This window comes from Bariatricus sp. HCP28S3_A4 (assembly GCF_052066395.1).
Taxonomy (GTDB): domain Bacteria; phylum Bacillota; class Clostridia; order Lachnospirales; family Lachnospiraceae; genus Allocoprococcus.
In genome coordinates this window covers 27,843-47,331 of sequence record NZ_JBQHSE010000017.1, presented here as the reverse complement: position 1 = coordinate 47,331, position 19,489 = coordinate 27,843, and the positions used below count along the sequence as shown (strand labels likewise).

Sequence of the window (19,489 nt, the reverse complement as noted above, 5' to 3'; positions counted from 1 at the left end):
CATATATTAAGAATAATTATCCATTATTTTAACAAATTTCCCATCTTGCAAATACACTACAGAATTTTTAATCCCTCTATCATCATACATTCGTTTTATTTTTGTATGTGTATTGATTGTTTTTATCAATTCTTCTTCTCTTCCTTTAGAGATAAGTATCACTTGGTGATATTTATATTCTTTTCCAAATTTTTCATAATATTTTCTTACCTCTCTCAAATTTTTAATAGCATGAATCACACTTGAGTAATTCATTTTCTTCAAAATATTAAGCATTACAATCCATTGTTTTTCGTCAGTATCTTTAGCCATATACACGAAGAATTCTCCAAACGCACGCCATTCTAAATCCGCCTCCATAATATTGACTTCCGACATATCTCCTTGCGTTGATAACCATGACATCATAATAGGATAAAATAAAGAAAATCGTTCCTCTGGTTGTATTTGATTAGGAGTGTCAGTAGTTACACTTACCGAATCATTCAATAGCACTTCCACATTCGTCGCAAACAGCTTTAAAGATTTTGATATGTTCCCCACTATGACCTCTTTATAAGAGTTATTGGAGCTTTGGTTTTCAAACTGATAGAAATTATTGTTATATTCTTTTTTATTTCTAATTGCAATCGAAACATTTCCAACACTCTGACCATTTAATGTAGGCGTTTGTGCTTTACAATTTTCTTCTGCCCATTTTTCTACACTGTTACATACCTTAAATTTTAATTGCTCTATATAAATCGGTGTCCCTGGCTCTGTATTTTTTATTTCTTCACATAAATAGTAGGTAAAAACGCCCTGTCCTTGTTCTGGATAAGGATTACTTTCCTGATTTTCCGAGCACGAAGCAAGAGTAATACAACCTGTATCATTCATTTTATCCATAACAAGCGGCGTAAAAGTATTTCTTGCATTTATTCCCGAATGACACGCATCTAAAATAATTATTCCATTTACCTTTGGGTTGCGTAATATTTTATTAATCGTTCCTAAATTCAAAGCAGTCATTCCATAATCTTTTGCAGAAGAATCAGCTAAAAGCAAATAACCTTTATCCTCTTCTTTTGCACCATGTCCTGCAAAATAGAATAAAACAGTATCTTCCTGCTCAGCTCTTTCGATTATTTCCTCCAACTTCTCATATATGACTTCAGGAGTCTCATCACAACCTTTATATTGCACTATTGTTTCTGTATTTTTATCATTATAGTCACAATATTCTATCAACGTACTTCTCACTAATTCTACATCTGCATGGCAAAAGCAGATATCACTAAAATTTGTATATTCTTCACAGCCAATCAGTATTGCATATCTATTCATCTGTATTCACAACTCCATATTTCTAATTTATCATCCTTAGTAAAAAAACTTTTCTATACCAAGGGGATAGGCATAAATTAATACTTTCTCGTTCACCATAACTCTAACACTTTTCTTTTTAATATTCAATTTTCTAATTAACAAGACTAAATGAATTTAACTGAACTTAGTTTATTTAATAACGTAACATCCTACGCCACCCGATTATCAAAATCCCTAACCACGAGATATTTGTCCATCAATTTATTTCTGACTGCCACATATTCATTTTCTGTAATCAGTTCTAAACGGACAATCTTCCTTAATACCGCCATGCATTTTGCATATTCCATTTCTCTTGTCATAATCTCTCACTCCTCCTTTTTACTATCACCTTCTTCCGGTGCATCCTAAGACAATTTGTGAAAAGCTGATCGTGATTGCTTTGGCTTCCATTTGTATCTCCTGCGTCAACGTTCCAGTTGACCTTTAGCTATCTGCCGATAGCCTGTACGCCTCTCCTTGTCGAGATCCTCTCGTACCCTTGCGGAAGTGTCTTTGTTCGCTCCGTCTTTTGACATTCTGGCAAATCCTGTTACAAAAGAGATACAGCTCATTCACTTTTCAAAGTTCTTATAGGACATCAGTTCTTGATGTGTTATAATTTTTCTGTAGCCAATTCGGAAACATTTTCGCTTCATCCGGCTACGTTTATGAGCCAATGATAACAAGATATTTATGGAAATATAATTGACGGTGACTTGACCAGAAGTTGCCAAAAGAAAGGAAATTGACTTGAAAAACAGATTGACCTTTGCCGATATCATCGGTGTCCTACTGGATAATAAAAAGAAGACCTATCCTCAGTATCGGATGATCCACGATATGTTTTCTCTATATTTTGGTGAACACAAAGTTAAAAGCAGTGATTTAAGCATTGATAATAATATTCTCTACAGCCGCTGGTGTAATGGTGTCCGACCGATTCCTATTGAAATCATCAGAACCTATGACGATGATAATCACTGGGATAAAATGAAAAATGATTTTGACGAAAAGATTCTCCCGAACCTGATCAACGAACCAAATGCCCGTTCACAGGCTGAAATGCTTATTGACCAGAGCGTGGATATGATAGGAACAACAATGGCAAATGAATTGAAGAATACAACAGATAATGCTGCCTTTTTTACAACCCTTATCCGTTATGCCATTTTAAACGACCATTCTCAGAAGAATTTATTTTCCCTGGAACTCTGCGATAAGTTACTGTCCGGGCGAACCCCTTCCTGTACCAAAGCGTTTATTGGCAGAAAAAAAGAACTGTCCGAAGCAGCCACGCTGCTCAAGAACAATTCTCTTCTGTTTGTTACGGGTATCGCCGGAATTGGGAAAAGTGAATTTGCGAAACAATATGCTAAGAAAAACGAGAAGAAATATACCAACATTATTTATATTTACTACACTGGGAATCTGAAAAAATGTATCGCTGGTCTGGAATTCACCACAGATACTGCGGAAATGACGGAAGATGAGCTGTTTCAGTCACATTATCATTATCTTCAACAGTTGTATCAGGATAGTCTCGTGATCATCGACAACTTCAATATTCTGCCAAAAGACGATGATTTCTTCCGAGAATTTATAAAAAACAACTTCCGGATACTCATAACAACCCGTTGTAAGATTACATCCTTTGAAACCTTGGAACTGAAAGAACTGGATAAAGAAAAAGAATTAACTGAACTTTTCTTCCGTCACTGTCCATCTGCGAAGTCAGAAGCCGAAGCAGTATCCGAAATGATAGATGCGCTAAATGCCCACACCCTTACCGTATGCCTCTCTGCCCTAACTTTAGAAGCAAGTGGCATGGACATTGAAGAATTGTTGTATGAATTAAAAACTTCAAGCATTTGCCCCAGTATTTCGGAAGAAGTGGAACTCTATAAAGATGAAACCTTTACCAACGCACGAATGGAAGAACATCTGCAAAAGCTCCTGCAATTAAACAAATTGGATGAAGCAAAACTGGATATTCTTCGGAATTTATCGCTCCTGCCAATATCCGGAATAAGCAAAGTATATCTAAAACAATGGTTACGATTAGAAAATCTGAATGATGTGAACCACCTCATCCGTTATGGATTTATTACAGAAGATACAGAAAATAAAAAAATCAGCCTACATCCAATGATACAGGAAATATCCTTCGCAGAAACATTTCCTTCAGTATCCTCATGTCATACCTTATTAGAGAACCTTCACATAGTCTGTCTGGTACATGGATTGGAAGTGCGAAGACCAGAAATAGTGATTCAGTCACTCATCAGCGTGACGGAACGGATTATTGTAGATAATCCAAGAGATTATCTGGACTTTTTACAGGATCTGTTCCCATATCTGGAAAAATATCTGGTTACAGATTATCTTCCAAAACTGGTGGAGCGAATTTCTTATATGATGGAGCAATACCAATTAAACACCATATGTGACAGAGCATTACTTCTGGATTATAAAGCCGAACTGTTTGTGCTGAGAAAGGAATTTGACAACGCATTAAAGAAACGTAAGAAAGCAATTCAACTTATAGAGAAACTTCATACACCAGATGCAGATGTTTCTTCTGCCAGCCTGCTTTCCAACCTATACAATAATCTTTCCAACACCTATCTCTATCTGAGACAGGGAAAAGAAGCTGCCCAAGCACTCCGTACTGCTTTTGATATACGGATAGAATACGCCCATCTTGGTCTGCTGGAATCACATGATACACTCCAGCAAATGATGAATCTGACCAATATGCTGTTACTTGGAAAAGAATGGGAACAGGCAAGACAGATATTATCCCTATACGAATCACTTGTTCTGGAATATGAAAGTGCAGAGTGTCTGGACTACGGAATCTGCCAGACCATGTATGGCATTCTGGCTCTCGGAGAGCGAAAACCTGCCGAAGCCGAAAAGCATCTGCTGCAAGCGGAACAGATTGTATTCTCCGTTATGGGTGCAGATAATGATTATATGAAAACTGTTTACCGCCATCTATACAGCTTATATGCAAGATGGAACAAACCGGAATTAGCAGAAAAATACAAACAAAAACTACTTCCCATAAAACGCTCATAATTACCAGCAGAAAAGCATACACTATTACTGCCACTTTTGAAAAACCATTTGACAATCAGACTGCCATAAGGTATATTACCGTTAGTGGTTGCGCTGCGGAAACTTGCGATGCCCGCAGCCGAAGGAGTCCATGCGTGGGCTCCTTTTTTACACTTATTCTGCAAAGGAGGAGTCGGGAATGCCTAATAAACCATTTTTCACTTATGAGCAACAAATCGAAAAATTGACAAAAGAAAAACTGCTTGTAATTTCTGATACCGAATTTGCCAAAGAGACTTTACAGAAATTAGGCTATTTTTCTCTGATCGGTGGGTATAAAGATTTATTCAAACACAAACCTTCTGGAAAATATCTGCATGGTGTTACCTTTGAGGTAATTACTGCATTTTACTATTTTGATGAAGAATTGCGAACTCTCTTTCTCAAATACATACTACATGTCGAACGTCAGTTAAAATCCATGCTCTCTTACTACTTCTGTGAAAAGTACGGCGAACAACAAACCGCATATCTGGATGTGAACAATTACAATGTTACACGCAGAACCGTTGGAGATATTACACGATTGGTTAGCATGTTTTAATTTTATTCTTTTATAACGTTCAAAAGCCGTGACTTATATTTCTACAAGTCACGGCTTTTGAGATATGCACTGGATATTTGAAGTTAATTAATAAACTACATTATTGCCACCAAGTGCCCACCAAACGATTTTAAATCCCCATGTCCACTTCCACATACTTGACACCTCCTTCGCTCCGTTTTTATTTTCAAAGACAACAGGTATATCACCAATTTATCTCATCAAATTTCGGAAATTTTAATCCGTCAATTTTCCAACTTCCATTTTCTTTAATCATAGAGCCTTCAATTGTTCCAATTAGACGTTCATCATAATTGAATGATAAAATGACTGTTGCTTTGTCACTACTTTTTAGAATATCTTCGATTTCCCATTCTGTTTCTTGAAGTTTACTTTTCAAAACATCTGCATAATCATTTTCATTTAACAAACCCATAACCATAGTAAAAAGCTTATTATCGGTAATCCCTGATACCGTGTCTAAAGTTTCCTGAGCATTGGATGTAAGATGTGCACTTAACCCCTCCATTCCAGATTCCTTTACATCCTTCATAATTTTCATAAGAGCATAATCTGGAGTATTTACAAAATAAATACCGGCACAGGTAATTGAAATAACTATCAATACAACTATAGAAATAATAATCCATCTGACTTTTTTCATAATCTTCATCCTTTCGTTTTATTCTGTTATCATTATATCTGCTTCTAAATACAAATCTGTAAAATGAATTTTACCATTCCAAAAACATAAAGAGACCACCCCTCTGATATGAATGATCTCTTCCATGATGTTTGTTATTGGTGATATGATAATTCCCATACATCAGCATAAGTGCCCAATGGGTCATCTGAAAGAATACACATCAGCACAAAACACTCGTATGGATTCTGCACATACATCTTTCCAAGAAAACACCGCTCTAGCATTGCATTTGTAGAATCGTAGAACTGTGTGTACCTTGATTCTGCATTTGGATGTGCATCTAATTTCTGAGAGAAAACAAAGAAGTTAAGCGTAATCAAGTCAAACCGGGTGATTTCGGTGTTTCCAGACAAAATATCTCCAACACGCTGACGACTAAACCTCTTTCCGAAAAATTGTGCATTTAACTTTGATGCTTTACTTGGTGTTAAATTTCCATGTCGATCTACTGGAATAGCAGCACAGATAATATGTTCAATATCACTTTCTGTAATATCTTCTCGTCTAAACACTTTTTGTTTAGAACGAAACTGATTTATGCGTTTTTGCTTTTCCAAATCAGACAATCGATTATTATGAGATAATTTTTGAATATACTCACGAACTGCCTCACAATGTTTTTCGCTTTCTTGTGTATTATACAATTTAGCAATAAGATCCCGTGCTTCATCATACAGCGTATCAAAACATTTTCTGGTTGTCAGGCTCATAACGGACACATCTCCCTTTGTCTTAAGTCTCGAAAGATGTGCTATTAGGGCAGCGTCATCATGAATTGATAGCATTGAATTTCGTACACTGATGGTATATTCGCCATGAATACGTCCTATATCAAGCGTATTAGCCGGAGTATCCTTGTAAATATCCCATAGTTGCTCAAATTTAAGATAATTGAAACGCTTCTTATAACAATACCAGCAAATCACCTCAAATGGATTCTTGGGATTGATTTCCGGCTCACGCAGTGCCTTAGTCAAAAACATATTTACGTCATCCACATTCATATTCAAACCAAATCCCAAAAGAAAAACAACATTACGTTTCACAGTTTGCTGTGTTAACCAATTTTTTGATAACGCACTTAATTTTGCTGTTGTTTGGTTGAAAGATGATGGTGTATGATTATCAGAAAACGTACTTCGGATAATCAGCTGATATTCTTTTAATGGTATATTTTCAAATGGTTCTGTCAATTCTGCCTTTAAATATATGTATCTTTTTAGATAATCCCCGAAAGACCTGATTTTCAAATGATGCCTGAGAGAATCATAGATTACCTGTGCATCTTTTTCTGAAAACTCGACATCATCAACAACATCATATAATGACTCCCAAGCCGCATCTGTAAAATCATAGTCTCGTATATCATAACCATCCATATTATGATTTTTCCTTTCCAATCTTTGACAGAACAATTCTGGCAAGAATCAAGAAAACAACGGTATAGAATATAAGGATGCCCCAAGTTGCAACTAAATGAGAAGATGTAAATTCAAAAAACGATTCCACTTCATGAGGAATCATAATTCCTTCTTGCTGCAATCTTAGTGGCAAATCATTGAGATTAGCGGTTGTTCCATATCCCTCCATGCTCCAGCGGCAAACAGCAAGCCATGAAATAATTTCGGTAGCACCGCTCAGCTTAAAAATCAGCCCAGAAAACAGAATCTGAGGCATAAGCAGAATAGGCGCAACGGTCATTGCTCTGTCTGCATTGGTAAATAATGAGGATACAAACAATCCCATTGCCGTGGAGGATGCAGCAGTGATGAAAGTAGTGACCAACAGCTCTAAAAATGGATGCGTTAGTATTCCATCTTTCGGGAGACCAACCATCAGGCTAAAAACTCCTGTAATTAACACACTCTGAATCAAGCAAAGTACTCCGAGAACGATAATTTTAGAGGACACATATGCACTCAATGATAACCCGGTCATATATTCCCGCTTCATGATAGTACGTTCCTTACAGATTTCCTGAATTGCGTTAAGCATTCCAACCCAAAATGCCGAACAGGACAGTGCAAACAGCAGACTTTTTGTCATTTCATATTGTTCGAACTGCTTACCATCGGCAACAAGAGAAATCAGTAGCGCAAGTAATGGTGCTTGTACTAAAAGCAACAGAAGTCTCTGTCTATCGTTAGCAACCAATTTCAAGTAACGAACGCTTAAAACTCGAAGTTGTCTAAAACGACTTTTCTTAGCCTTACCAGAAGCTGCAGAGGCTTGACGAATTTTGCTGGGAGCCACTCTTGACCTTTCAAATTTAGCACTCCAGTGCTTCGCTTCATCCGTAATCATGTTGTACACATCTACTACATCAGAAACATCGAAAAACGCCAATGCCTCGTCATAAGAACCGTAGAAACAGAGATTACCACCTTTACCCATAAATACAATTTTATCGCACATTTTAAGCTGAAGTGTGCTGTGAGTAACCAGCATAATCGTTTTCCCAGCATCCGCCATTTTTCGAAGTGACTGCATCAAGTTGCGTTCTGTTCCTGGATCTAATCCCGATGCTGGTTCATCCAAGAACAACAGGTTCGGATCAGACAAAAGCTCAACCGCTATGCTTGCTCTTTTACGTTGTCCACCACTAAGAGAACGGATAAGACTATCCCTTTTATCCGGCAATTCAACCATATCAATCGCACGAGTAATTGCATCTTCACACTCAATAGGAGTTGTATCCTTAGGAAGACGCAATTTAGCGGTATACAACAGCATATCGTGTAATGTAAGATTATCATATACGATATCAGACTGTGGAACATATCCGACCAGCTTTTTTAATGAATCGAAATGCTGATAAAGGTTCACGCCGTTAATGAACACATCTCCCTGTGTCGGCTTCAGATAACCACACATACAATTCAATATTGTGGATTTACCTGCACCAGAACCACCAATGATTGCAACTAATTCGCCCGGTTTTATGTTTAAGCTCACATGATTGCTGGTGATAAAAGATTTTTTTCCTTTTCCTCGCTTGATAACAATATCAGAAGCATCTACAGAAATTCCGCTCTTGTAACAGCAATAGTAAATTCCATTTTCGGTAAAAATCAGTTTGGAGTTCGTTATAGCAATAACATCTTTCTCATGCAGTCTTTCTTTTCCAGAAATACATTTGTTGTTAACAATGACGCCATTTGTACTGCCACAGTCAGCAATACAATAACCTCTGTTTTCACGGCTAATCTTTGCGTGACATTTGGACACGGAAACATGCGGCAGCACGATATCACAGCTTTTGTCACGACCGATGGTAAGTTCCTGTTCTCCGGCAAGTGGCTTAAACTGCCACTTGCTTTCTGAATCAGCGGAAGAAAATACAAATAGAACACCTTCAACAACAGTCTCAACACCGTCATCAATTCGAATGAAATCACCATCACTGACACTTCGTGAAATAATGGAAGCATTGTTGTATATCAAACCATTAGTACTGCCTTGGTCATTGCCTTTATATGCCGCCTTATCTTCCATGTACCAAGCACTGCCTTTGTAGACGAAACGACCGTGTTCTGCCGAAACAAGGTGCGACGTCAGCACAATATCATTTTTCGGGTCACGACCGAAGTATATAAAATTTTTTCCAAATTCATTGAGTCTGATAGTGCAGGGAGCAGAGCTTCCGTCAAAAATCGTTACCAGCGAACTGGATGTTTGATTCCCTGCGCCGATAAAATGAGTTGTTTTATCTAAATCTTGCATGAAACATTAACCTCCTCATTTAAATCTTGTTTGTTCATAAACTCTTAGGCAATCTTTAGTTAACAGTAATATTGGCTATACCATAATTTCCATCATAAAATGCTGTACCCTGATTACTATATACAGAGAAAACAAGTTGGTTTCCTTGTGGAATAGTAATTGTACGATCAACTGGTAAATCTCCTTCTTTCATTTCAAAGCTATCTACTACATTACCATCAATTGCAACACTAAACACGATTGTCTCGCCGTTAACTGGAGCATGTTCGTCAACAATTCCAGCTGTAAAAGACAATTCTGTATATTTCCCACCAAGATTAAAATATGTAAGATTTCCAAGATTGCGATCACCATATCCCATACAAGTAAAACCATGCGTAAATGATTGTCCACCCATTGAGAAAGGTACTGTATTATGATCTTCATAATGATACGGCTTTTCATAAGGAGCAATAACATCCAGCAAATATTTTGGTCGGCATTCATCTATTTCTTGTATCTTTTGTTTTAAAATTGTATTATCTGGGAACTTTCCTAAAGCAGTTTCAAGCAATTTGTCTGCCGCATCAAAATCCTTATTTTCAACAAATGTGTTAGCTTGTTCTAAAGTCTCAGATACATACGAATTTTCATATTCTTTTGCTTTAGCATTAAGTTCTGCATCCTCGCCAATAGTATTAGTTGCTGCTTCAATAGTTTGAATTGCTGCAAGATAATCGCCAGATTTTACAAGAGTATCCGCATCATCAAGAGCCTTTTCTTTAATCTGTGTATTAAGCATAGTTGTATATTCATCCGATTTATTTTGTAATTCCTCTGATTTTGGATAAGTAACAAGACCAGCCTTTACTTTAGTAAGTGCACCCTCATAGTCTTCCTTAGTAGCTAACGCTTCTGCATCTGCAATAATATTGGCAATCTGTTCCTCATCACCTTTGGAATATTGGCCATTTTCTGAGCCAGTATTGTCTGATGTTATGGCAGTTTCATCGTTATCGATGATTTTAGGAACTGCAAATATACCCACGCCTACAAGAACAATAACCGCTAATACAGCAGGAATTATTTTAGGTAAATTACTCTTTTTGCTCGGTTTATTCCCGAAAGAACCTACAACCTGACCTGACTGATAATTGGTAGCAGGTGCTTTACGTACAGAACGGGTTTTGTCATAACTATCTGTCGCCTTGCGAACAGATTTTGTTTTATCCAGATCATTGACTGCCAACATCTGATAAGTACCATTAGCAACACTCATAAGTGCCTGCTTCATTTCTGTAGCAGAAGCAAAACGCATATTAGGGTCATAAGCACAAGCACGAAGGAGCAAGTCTGCCATAGCCGGAGAAGCCTCACACGGTGCCGGTAACTGTTCTCCACGAATTCTACGATCCCATGCGATTTTTCTTTCGCTTGGACTCAGAAGTTGTTTCTCAGTATCCAAAAATGGCGGTCTGTTGCAATTAAGCAAACGATAAAGTACAATTCCTAGTGAATAAATATCAACCCGAGAATCATAATCACTATTGTTTGCCACTTCGGGTGCCATGTAATCTGGAGTCCCTTTCTGAGAGAGACCACCGGACATATTTTCCAATTTACGAGCAATACCAAAATCACCCAATTTAAAATCCCCGAAATCATTCACAAAAATATTCGCAGGTTTTATATCACGATGAATAATGTTTCGTTTTCCACAAATCTCAAGAGCTGTACAAATATCACACCCTAATTTGATAATATCCTCTTCTGTTATGCTTTTATCGCATTTATACTTGTCAAATGGCGTGAGTAATTCCATTCGAATATAGATATCCCAGCCAACCTCGTCAGCTTTTTCTACAACTTTATAGTCTTCAACGCTGACAATATTTTGAACTCCTTTCAACGACTCCATAAGCTGAATTTCGCTGACAAAATCTTTTACGATACCTTGCAGATAAGTTCTGGTTGCATTCATATCCAATCCTTCAGAATGTAGCGAGTCCACCTCTGATGGGTCGGTTGGAATAGAAATCACCTTAATTGCTGCGTAACTTTCCACATTGTGATCTCTGCGAACTGCCTTATAAACTACACCATACGATCCCTTTCCGAGAGGTTTTCCCTCAACTTGCCATTCCGGCCATATTTGTTTTAACACATTAATTTCCATTAGTATTTCCTTCCTTTTTCTTCAGTTTTGATTTAAACAGGCGATTAAAAACGCCATTATTTTCCCGTTCAATTTTGCAAAGAATAATTGTGATATTATCCTTCCCTCCTTTTGCCAGTGCTTGTTCCAACAGCTGATTTACTGCGTTATTGAGAGGTGACGTGAGAAGAACATTTACAATCTCCTCTTGTGTCAACATATCTGTCAATCCGTCTGAGCAAATCAGATATATATCACCGATATTGTATTGCCCCATTGCGATATACGGTTCAATAATCATCTCTGACGGAGGAATACCAAGATTTTGTGATAACGGTGGTTTTATTCCATGAGCCGCAACAGTAACATGATCTATAGAAAGCTGTTCCAGTTTTTCATTCGCAAAACGAAATATTTTGCTGTCGCCAATATTGCACAAACCTATTTCCTTTTTTGTGAATAAAAGAAGAGCTGCCGTCGTTCCCATGGCAGAAATTTCGTTTTCAGCGGCATAGTTGCAAATGCTCTCGTTGGCTTTTTTACAAAGCTCTAATAAAGTTTCAATCACCTTTTCTGTTGGTGTAATTGAAGCTGCTTCCTTTACCGCCAAAAACGATGCAACTTCCCCGCATTCTTCACCGCCCATCCCGTCAAAAATCCCTATAATTGAAGAATGGTCTCGGGGCAGATATCCAGTCAGCGGAAATTTTATTTTATCGCTTTCTTCATTCAAATAATTACCATTGCATATGAAGTTGTCTTGATTGATGCTTCTATAATTTCCAACATGACTAACGCAAGAATATTGAATTTTATATTTCATGCTTTTCCCCCTGTTATGAATACGTTTTAATAAAAGTTTAGTAAAATCTGTGATGAATACTATGTAACAAATGTCACAATCATTATCATATTAAGTGAATGGATGATGGATGAATTTTATTTCCTACCTTTTCTTAAAAATGTTAGATATTACTCTTCAACTTTGTGATAAATGACTTCTGTATCACCATCCAGCAGAATCATCTTCTCAGATGTAATAGAAGATATGGTATAAATAGGAGTATCAAGGTCTAACTTCAATTTATTGTCATTTACAATTGCCCAATCACAGCTACTTCCTGTATTATCACTATATATGCAAGTACCATCATCAAAAAAAGTCAAATCGTAATAACCTTTACTTTCTTCGTCGAGAGACCATTTTCCTAAAATATTTTTCTCGTAATTATTTCCTGAACTACATGCTGATAGCAAAAAACAAAATACTGTAACTAAGGCGAATACTTTAAAAATTCTCTTCATTTCTCTTCCTCTTTTCTTTGTCTAAATTTTGTAATTTAACCACGTTGCTTTTAAGACTAACATTTCCAATCGAAGCCTAAATACTGCCCCAAAATTCATCCATCCACTTAATATGATAATGATTGTGAACGTAGGCCTAAAACTCCGTGTTCTGTTTTATATCGATTTAAATTATATACAACTTCAGAAATTATTCTGTAAAATGAATTTTACCAACGGGATATTTCATTACTTATAACGATTCAAATACACAATTATCAAAAGGTTTACCTTTTGATAGCCGTCTATACAATAAAAATTTTACTACGATAAAGTCAAAATGACAAGGATTTTGCAATTTTTTTAAATAAAATCAAAAAGATTTTGATGAGAAATATTTTCATAATAGTTTTATCAAAAGGTAACCTTTTGATAGCCGCATTTACTTTCTACCCACTTTTCCTGAGCCTGTATTCACGTAATTTCCTATAAAAAGTCGCTTCGCTCATATCACATAATTCCAATGTTTTTTCAAAAGAAACCTTTTTCTTTTCCCAATCCGACACGATCTTCCCAAAATTATCCGGCACAGGCTTTTCCGGTCTACCAAAACGGACACCTCTTGCTTTCGCAGCTGCAATTCCCTGTTCCTGTCGTTTACGGATATTTTCACGCTCACTTTGTGCCACGAAAGACAGGATCTGCAACACAAGGTCTGCAATAAAAGTTCCCATCAAATCTTTTCCCTGCCTTGTATCCAGAAGTGGCATATCCAGCACACAAATATCAGCTCCTTTTTCCTTCGTAATGATACGCCACTGGTTTTGGATTTCCTCATAATTTCTTCCCAAGCGGTCAATACTGAGAATATATAGCAGATCCCCAGCCTTTAACTTTTTTACCAACTTCTTATACTGTGGTCTGTCAAAACTTTTGCCCGACAACTTATCCTTAAAAATATTCTTTTCCGATACACCTGCTTCGGAAAGAGCAATCATTTGTCTATCTTCATTCTGATCCATGCTGGATACTCGAACATATCCATAAATATTGTTTTCATTTTTCATTTGTTCCCTCCATATCCTTCTTTCACCAAGTTTCTTTGATGAAAAAAAGCCAAACAACAAAATCATATAAAATATGACTTCATTGCTTGGCTGGTAAATATTGGCTATCTGCTATAATCTCTTTGTTTCTTTTTCGCAGGTTTTGGCTGCACTCTGTCCATACCTTTGATTTTCTTACGATAATCATATTCCCTTAAGAAATCATCGTACACACTCATGCGGTATCGAACAGATTTCAACTTCTCCTGATTGTACCCCATACGAACTTTATACTGCTCAAATTCCTCCATCGTATTATCTGTAGGTGGTGGAAGAAGCTCTGCTCGTTCTTTCATAGAAAACTTCGTGTAATCAACAGGTTCTTCTGGCATTGACTTTTCCTCAATCCCTTGCCACTGTTTATGAAACTCCTGAAATGCACCGCCATAGAACACGTCTGTATCATTTTCTGGAATATTCTCTTTCTCCAGAAATTCATCAAAACCTTGATAAACAGATTTATCCTCTGTAGGCTGTTCTTCCCAATCAAAATAGTCATCTACTCGCAGCTTTGATTCTTCGATTTCCCAGTCTGTTCGCTGATACTCCAGATTTTTGCGTGCCTTTTCCTGTAGATACTGTTCCATTCCCTCTACGGTAAACCGTTTACCAAGCTTACTTCCACGCACAGCTTTTGTCCTGCCACCTTTATTCAGATTATAGGGCAGAGCATAGCTAATGGTCTTTCCTTTCCATCGGATATCCATTCCATAAACATCCTTGAGCATATCCACAACGTCCTGTACGGTCTTTGTCTGGCTATCATTCATTGCAAGACGGATATAGGTTTTGATTTCATCCTTAAATGACAACTTTTCACGCTTCTTCATCTGATGTTCTGCAAACGTGATTTCTTCCCTCTCTTTCTCTTTACTGTAATAAGAATCACGAATGGAATTGACAAGTCCTCTTTCCTGACATTGATTCCCAAAATACTTTGACATTTCCACCAGTTCCTTCGGTCCTCTGCGGAAAGAAGAACCATCCTTCTGATTGCAGTTACTCACAAGAAAGTGGGCGTGAATATGGTCTGTATCCGTATGCACCGCAAATAGTACCTCATATCCCTTGCTCCAGAAGAACTCCCTTGCAAATTGCTCTGCCATTTTATTTGCTTCATCATAAGTCAGTTTATCGTTATCATCAGGATGAAAGGAAATGGACAACTTCTGTGCCAGAATCTCCTTCGGCTTGTATCTGGAATACTTTTTCTGATGCATTTTTCTGGTCATAAGCAGACTATTTGCAAAATTGTCCCGATTACATCCAAATGCGTTATAAAGTTCTGGTCTTGTTTTCTCAATCCCTTCTGCAATCTGCTCTTTTCTTTTTCCCAAAATATAATCCGCAGCACTCTTTAACTGTGCGATGGATTTACAAGGATTATATTTCACATTTACATTTCCAAATACCTCTGCCATTATGCTACCCTCTCCAATAATTCTAATACCTTATCTTCCAGATTCTTGTATGCCCGTTCATAAAAGCGAAAAGATGTTGCTGTAGCAAGGTCTGGATATTGGTTGATGTACCTTGCCATCTGGTTGATGTTCACCCCTTGCTTTTTCAGCTCATGAGCCACCTCTTTCATCACATCTGTAAATTCCTTTAATGTTACTCCGTCTATCTGTTTTCCTTTATTGACACGCAGAAGATATTCCATAAAATCGGAAGAATTTTTATATCCGCTATCCGCCATCTGTCGGTCAAACTCTTGCTTCGTTTTCCCATACACACGGGAATAAATAATTTCATCTTTTGCTCGAAATCCCATATAATTCATCTCCTCCCATAAATGCAAAAAAGCCACACAACCCTGTTTTAGAACTGTATGACTTTCTCTTTCCCTTTTTCTGTTTTATTCAGTTGTATTATCTCGGCTACATTTTCTATCAAAAATGACTATATGACTGGTGGAATAGAAGTAATAACAATCGAAGCAGTTGCAAATCTATCCAGTCATACTGCAAAAGTGCTGTATTTCCAAAGATATATGCAACCTATCCTTATCCCATCCGTTCCAATCCATATCCATTTTTTAACATTCTGATATTTCTCCGTAGCCATTTGGGAAGATGTTCCATCTTCCTATCAGAGCCGTCCTCCGTAAGCAATGCACATCATCCCCCTTATATCTGTCTGTCAATAAAACTTCTCCAGACAGACGAAATATGCTTTTCGCTCCACGCTCAAAACATATTTCCCACATCGTTTTCCAGCTGAAGAAACGTATCGGATGTTCCCGATGTGGTGGGGATGATATAGGCAGGTAGTACCTCTGGCTTGCCAAATCGTCAAAAAAAATGGAACTGCCACTTACGTGACACTTCTATTTTCTTCTCCTCATTGTCGTACGCCTCTGGTTCTACCTGCTTATGGGGCTTCGCCCCCTAAGAACCCCCGACCGAACAACATCAGCCCATTCGCAAGGGTGGGCTGATATTTTCGGTCTTTTGGCAACCGTTCCACCTAAAAGTGTATCCACTACACACCGAAGGAATAATCCAGAAATTCATTCTCTTCGGGTTCGTTGCTGTCACTTTTTGTGGATGGTTGTTCTGCTTTGACAGGTGCTGTAGGAACTACACTCATCGGTTGTGGGTAAATATTTCCCACTCCTTGCCCAGTTCCTATCAGTCCTGCCATCAGCATACTCTGTTGCATCTGGTACATTCCAGCAAGTGCCGGAAGATTCGCAAGTACCTTTTGCTCTACCATCTGCACCATTCGTTTTGCGAAGGCATCTTCTTTTTCTCTTGTCTCGAAATAAGAATCTGCCTTGATCTGCAAGTGTCTCTCATAGTAGTCATTGATTGCAGTGATCACAAAGGCATTTAAGGACTTAAAATCCGTTTCCACTTCTTTGGAATGGAGATTCTCCCAAGCCTTTCTTGCTTCTTCATTTTCCAGATTGAAGCGGATATTATGATTCCTCTGTCTTTTTTCCATCTGTCATCACCTACTTTCTCTGATTCTGATGACGGAGCAGCATATAACAGTAATACTCATATCCTTTTGCGTTTGCCCGAATATCGTGATTGAAAACAGTTCTTTCTGGATTATATTTCCCAAACTGTTCTACAAGCCTTGCACCACCACCCATAAAATATACTCTCATCAGTTCTGCATTAAATTCATGGTCTTTCAGCTTCTGCATGATTTCTTCCGTATATGCAATGGTTGCCTGTTTCATAAGCTCAGCATATTTTTCCGGCAAGTCCGTTTCTCCAGTACGGAGAAATGATTCAATCACTTCTGCCATCAGGCATTCCCCTGTATTGTCCTGCACCAGATTATGAATCTTCTGATAGCACTGGAACACGCCCAGTTTTTCTGTCCATGCTTTACTCTCCATCGGTCTGCCGTTATTCAGATACATCAGGTTCATTGTGCCGTTTCCAATGTCTGCAAGAAGGGTAATCCCTTTAAAGTCTTTCAGATTTTCTGCTACCGCAGAATAACACTGTGGCATAACTGTACATCCAACAAATTCCAAACGATATAATCTGCCTTTGTATCTGACCTCCACCATACGATTTTTCATCAGATACTGACGAAACGTTTCTCGCTGTGTCTGCACCCATTTCAGCGGAAGTCCGACAGCAAGATGAACTCTTGCTGTATTGACTGCCTGCTTAAAACCTCTCGCTTCCAGTTCCTTTGTGATCGCAGCCAATGTCAAAATATAATTATCTTCATCCGACTGCTTATCAGCCACAAAGCCCTTGTGTCCCTCGCCGATCACATAAAATTTACCATCATACTCCAGATAGTCTCTGCTAAGAACTGGTTCAGAATCATATTTTACCAACGCTGTTTTAAAGCATCTTCTGGCTGTTTTCATATTCCCATAACCATTGTCTACGCCAATGATCATTGCACCATTTACACTATAATCTCTTAATTTTTCTGTCATACTCACATCTCCTCCTTAATGAAATCTACAAACAATATCTTCTAAAATAAATTCTTCTGCTATGGCTCTTGCCTGTTCCCTTAATCTCCACATCTCCATTGTGGAATTCGGATTCTTTGGTTTGTGCTTCTTTAAATACGCCTGCACCATCGTATTCAGTACACTCATGGCTTCCTCATTCACTTCTGCTGCCTTTTGTCTTAATTCTCCAGCGGAATGCAGTTCTACATATCGCATTGGATAATTTTCCTCCAGATAACTCATCCAGATAGTCCCGTACTTCCCTACAAAAACATTCTTTTCCGGCTTCAGTATCAGATTCGGATAAAAAATCCCGTCTATTTCTGTATAAGTTCCACCCATCTGTTCAAAAATTGATAATTCTTTCTTCATCGTCCATTCCTCCTATCGTTCTCGCCCTGTTTTCTTTAATTTCTGTTGCACCGATGGTTTTGTTTGCACCATCTGCTTTGCGTGCCACTCTTTTACTAATGATTCAATCAACTCTACTTTCTGTTTTGGTGTAAAATCCTTTGGAAAATAATCTGCTAAAGTATCAGCACGAATCTTGATCTGCTCTCTCTGATTTGGTTTCTCCTGCTCCAAAATTGAATACATTTCATCCATATCCAAAGTTCCTGCTTGACTCATACGCTTCATTCGATTTGCCTGTGATAAGGATGGTGTACACTGTTCCAAATCCATCACAGCATGAAGTTCATACTGTTCTTCTTCCGTCAGATAGGAAAGTTCCACTCCAATGGTAAATGCAATCTTTCCTTCGTCTACCATATCCAAAATCTTCGGAACAAGATTCGTAAGACGGATATATCTCGCTATCTGATTTCGGCTTTCTCCGACTTCCTTTGCCAGTCTGTCATCTGCCCGAAGAATTGTCTTTCCCTCTTTCGTCTGCTCCTTTTCCAACTTTGTCCCAACTTGGGACACAAACAGATCATTTCGTTTACCCTGTGATTTCATTGCCTCCAGCTTCATCTTATAGGCATAAGCTTTTTCACTGGGTTTGATATGCGCTCGTTGTAAATTGCTATCAATCATCGCTATCACTGCATCTGCATCATCCAGCTCTCGAATAATTACAGGCACTTCCTCAATTCCTGCCCACGCACACGCTGCCTTTCTTCTGTGTCCGGCAATGATTTCATAACCCTCGCCATAGGGATTGCTTCTTACAATCAAAGGAACTAACACGCCTTTATCTTCAATGCTCCGCATCAGTTCAAACAACTGAATATCATTTTCCACCTTAAAGGGATGTCCTTTAAATTCGTGCAATTCACTGATTTTGACGATTCCCGTTTGTAAACCATACTCGTCTGTCCCAAAGGAACATATTTCATTTGTTCTCTCCATTTTCTGCCTCCTCATAACTTTTTCAGAGGTATCACAGGAAAGCTGGCAGTTTACTCCAAACAAAAAGACCACCTGCTCTCCACAAAAAATGTAGAAAACAAGCGGTCTATCGCTTTGTTTCAATATTTGATTGTTGATAATAATGGTATTCGCCATGTACCTCGATTCCGCTACGCTTCATCTCGGTCACGAGCATTCGCCCTATAAGTCCTTTCACATTGATACACTTATG

At 38.0% G+C, this 19,489-nt stretch carries 17 protein-coding genes; 2 read left to right on the top strand and 15 right to left on the bottom strand.

The genetic code is table 11. From position 1 onward, the window contains the following. Window positions 1-6 precede the first annotated feature (6 nt). On the bottom strand, window positions 7-1,326 hold the full coding sequence (locus ACTNBF_RS09905; protein ID WP_441089180.1) for a caspase family protein: 1,320 nt from the start codon (window positions 1,324-1,326) through the stop codon (window positions 7-9). A gap of 191 nt (window positions 1,327-1,517) precedes the next feature. Further along, window positions 1,518-1,670 (bottom strand): hypothetical protein, encoded by a 153-nt coding sequence (locus ACTNBF_RS09900; protein ID WP_441089179.1) that lies wholly within the window; start codon window positions 1,668-1,670, stop codon window positions 1,518-1,520. A 430-nt stretch (window positions 1,671-2,100) separates the two neighbouring features. Here ACTNBF_RS09900 and ACTNBF_RS09895 point away from each other — a divergent pair, with 430 nt between their 5' ends. After that, window positions 2,101-4,431: a tetratricopeptide repeat protein gene (locus tag ACTNBF_RS09895; protein ID WP_441089178.1), complete on the top strand. Its 2,331-nt coding sequence runs from the start codon at window positions 2,101-2,103 to the stop codon at window positions 4,429-4,431. Window positions 4,432-4,609: 178 nt separating this feature from the next. Then, on the top strand, window positions 4,610-5,014 hold the full coding sequence (locus ACTNBF_RS09890) for an Abi family protein (RefSeq protein ID WP_441089177.1): 405 nt from the start codon (window positions 4,610-4,612) through the stop codon (window positions 5,012-5,014). Between the two features lie 205 nt (window positions 5,015-5,219). Here the strand turns inward: ACTNBF_RS09890 and ACTNBF_RS09885 are convergent, their stop codons facing one another. The 13 genes from ACTNBF_RS09885 to ACTNBF_RS09825 form a co-directional block, all read right to left on the bottom strand. Further along, window positions 5,220-5,678 carry a hypothetical protein gene (locus ACTNBF_RS09885; protein ID WP_441089176.1) on the bottom strand — a complete coding sequence of 153 codons (459 nt, stop codon included), beginning with the start codon at window positions 5,676-5,678 and terminating at the stop codon, window positions 5,220-5,222. Window positions 5,679-5,812: 134 nt separating this feature from the next. Then, window positions 5,813-7,099 (bottom strand): hypothetical protein, encoded by a 1,287-nt coding sequence (locus ACTNBF_RS09880; protein WP_441089175.1) that lies wholly within the window; start codon window positions 7,097-7,099, stop codon window positions 5,813-5,815. A gap of 1 nt (window position 7,100) precedes the next feature. Then, window positions 7,101-9,443, bottom strand: a complete 2,343-nt coding sequence (locus ACTNBF_RS09875; RefSeq protein WP_441089174.1) for an ATP-binding cassette domain-containing protein — start codon at window positions 9,441-9,443, stop codon at window positions 7,101-7,103. A gap of 55 nt (window positions 9,444-9,498) precedes the next feature. Beyond that, entirely contained in the window at window positions 9,499-11,598 is a 2,100-nt protein-coding gene (locus tag ACTNBF_RS09870; protein ID WP_441089173.1) for a protein kinase domain-containing protein, read from the bottom strand. Beyond that, window positions 11,588-12,400: a PP2C family protein-serine/threonine phosphatase gene (locus ACTNBF_RS09865; RefSeq protein ID WP_441089171.1), complete on the bottom strand. Its 813-nt coding sequence runs from the start codon at window positions 12,398-12,400 to the stop codon at window positions 11,588-11,590. The genes ACTNBF_RS09870 and ACTNBF_RS09865 overlap by 11 nt, the downstream gene beginning before the upstream one ends. 149 nt (window positions 12,401-12,549) lie before the next feature. After that, complete coding sequence (locus ACTNBF_RS09860; RefSeq protein WP_441089170.1) at window positions 12,550-12,882, bottom strand: hypothetical protein; 333 nt, start codon at window positions 12,880-12,882, stop codon at window positions 12,550-12,552. 428 nt (window positions 12,883-13,310) lie between these two features. Then, window positions 13,311-13,928: a recombinase family protein gene (locus tag ACTNBF_RS09855; RefSeq protein WP_441089169.1), complete on the bottom strand. Its 618-nt coding sequence runs from the start codon at window positions 13,926-13,928 to the stop codon at window positions 13,311-13,313. A 104-nt stretch (window positions 13,929-14,032) separates the two neighbouring features. Next, complete coding sequence (locus ACTNBF_RS09850) at window positions 14,033-15,388, bottom strand: relaxase/mobilization nuclease domain-containing protein (RefSeq protein ID WP_441089168.1); 1,356 nt, start codon at window positions 15,386-15,388, stop codon at window positions 14,033-14,035. Continuing rightward, window positions 15,388-15,741, bottom strand: a complete 354-nt coding sequence (gene mobC / locus ACTNBF_RS09845) for a plasmid mobilization relaxosome protein MobC (protein WP_441089167.1) — start codon at window positions 15,739-15,741, stop codon at window positions 15,388-15,390. Before mobC ends, ACTNBF_RS09850 begins: the two co-directional genes overlap by 1 nt. A 710-nt stretch (window positions 15,742-16,451) precedes the next feature. Next, complete coding sequence (locus ACTNBF_RS09840) at window positions 16,452-16,916, bottom strand: hypothetical protein (protein ID WP_441089166.1); 465 nt, start codon at window positions 16,914-16,916, stop codon at window positions 16,452-16,454. Between the two features lie 10 nt (window positions 16,917-16,926). Beyond that, window positions 16,927-17,883, bottom strand: coding sequence for a ParM/StbA family protein (locus ACTNBF_RS09835; RefSeq protein ID WP_441089165.1), 957 nt, complete (start codon window positions 17,881-17,883; stop codon window positions 16,927-16,929). A gap of 15 nt (window positions 17,884-17,898) precedes the next feature. After that, window positions 17,899-18,276 (bottom strand): TnpV protein, encoded by a 378-nt coding sequence (locus ACTNBF_RS09830; RefSeq protein ID WP_441089164.1) that lies wholly within the window; start codon window positions 18,274-18,276, stop codon window positions 17,899-17,901. A gap of 12 nt (window positions 18,277-18,288) precedes the next feature. Beyond that, a complete protein-coding gene (locus tag ACTNBF_RS09825) occupies window positions 18,289-19,257 on the bottom strand; it encodes a ParB/RepB/Spo0J family partition protein (RefSeq protein WP_441089163.1) in 969 nt (322 codons plus the stop codon). Window positions 19,258-19,489 lie beyond the last annotated feature (232 nt).

Bases quoted from the DNA above. Each gene is read 5' to 3' on its own strand.
- ACTNBF_RS09850 (WP_441089168.1), bottom strand. From the start codon at position 15,388: ATGGCAGAGGTATTTGGAAATGTAAATGTGAAATATAATCCTTGTAAA.
- ACTNBF_RS09865 (WP_441089171.1), bottom strand. From the start codon at position 12,400: ATGAAATATAAAATTCAATATTCTTGCGTTAGTCATGTTGGAAATTAT.
- ACTNBF_RS09870 (WP_441089173.1), bottom strand. From the start codon at position 11,598: ATGGAAATTAATGTGTTAAAACAAATATGGCCGGAATGGCAAGTTGAG.
- ACTNBF_RS09905 (WP_441089180.1), bottom strand. From the start codon at position 1,326: ATGAATAGATATGCAATACTGATTGGCTGTGAAGAATATACAAATTTT.
- ACTNBF_RS09900 (WP_441089179.1), bottom strand. From the start codon at position 1,670: ATGACAAGAGAAATGGAATATGCAAAATGCATGGCGGTATTAAGGAAG.
- ACTNBF_RS09840 (WP_441089166.1), bottom strand. From the start codon at position 16,916: ATGGAAAAAAGACAGAGGAATCATAATATCCGCTTCAATCTGGAAAAT.
- ACTNBF_RS09890 (WP_441089177.1), top strand. From the start codon at position 4,610: ATGCCTAATAAACCATTTTTCACTTATGAGCAACAAATCGAAAAATTG.
- ACTNBF_RS09835 (WP_441089165.1), bottom strand. From the start codon at position 17,883: ATGACAGAAAAATTAAGAGATTATAGTGTAAATGGTGCAATGATCATT.
- ACTNBF_RS09855 (WP_441089169.1), bottom strand. From the start codon at position 13,928: ATGAAAAATGAAAACAATATTTATGGATATGTTCGAGTATCCAGCATG.
- ACTNBF_RS09875 (WP_441089174.1), bottom strand. From the start codon at position 9,443: ATGCAAGATTTAGATAAAACAACTCATTTTATCGGCGCAGGGAATCAA.
- mobC (WP_441089167.1), bottom strand. From the start codon at position 15,741: ATGGGATTTCGAGCAAAAGATGAAATTATTTATTCCCGTGTGTATGGG.
- ACTNBF_RS09825 (WP_441089163.1), bottom strand. From the start codon at position 19,257: ATGGAGAGAACAAATGAAATATGTTCCTTTGGGACAGACGAGTATGGT.
- ACTNBF_RS09860 (WP_441089170.1), bottom strand. From the start codon at position 12,882: ATGAAGAGAATTTTTAAAGTATTCGCCTTAGTTACAGTATTTTGTTTT.
- ACTNBF_RS09880 (WP_441089175.1), bottom strand. From the start codon at position 7,099: ATGGATGGTTATGATATACGAGACTATGATTTTACAGATGCGGCTTGG.
- ACTNBF_RS09885 (WP_441089176.1), bottom strand. From the start codon at position 5,678: ATGAAAAAAGTCAGATGGATTATTATTTCTATAGTTGTATTGATAGTT.
- ACTNBF_RS09830 (WP_441089164.1), bottom strand. From the start codon at position 18,276: ATGAAGAAAGAATTATCAATTTTTGAACAGATGGGTGGAACTTATACA.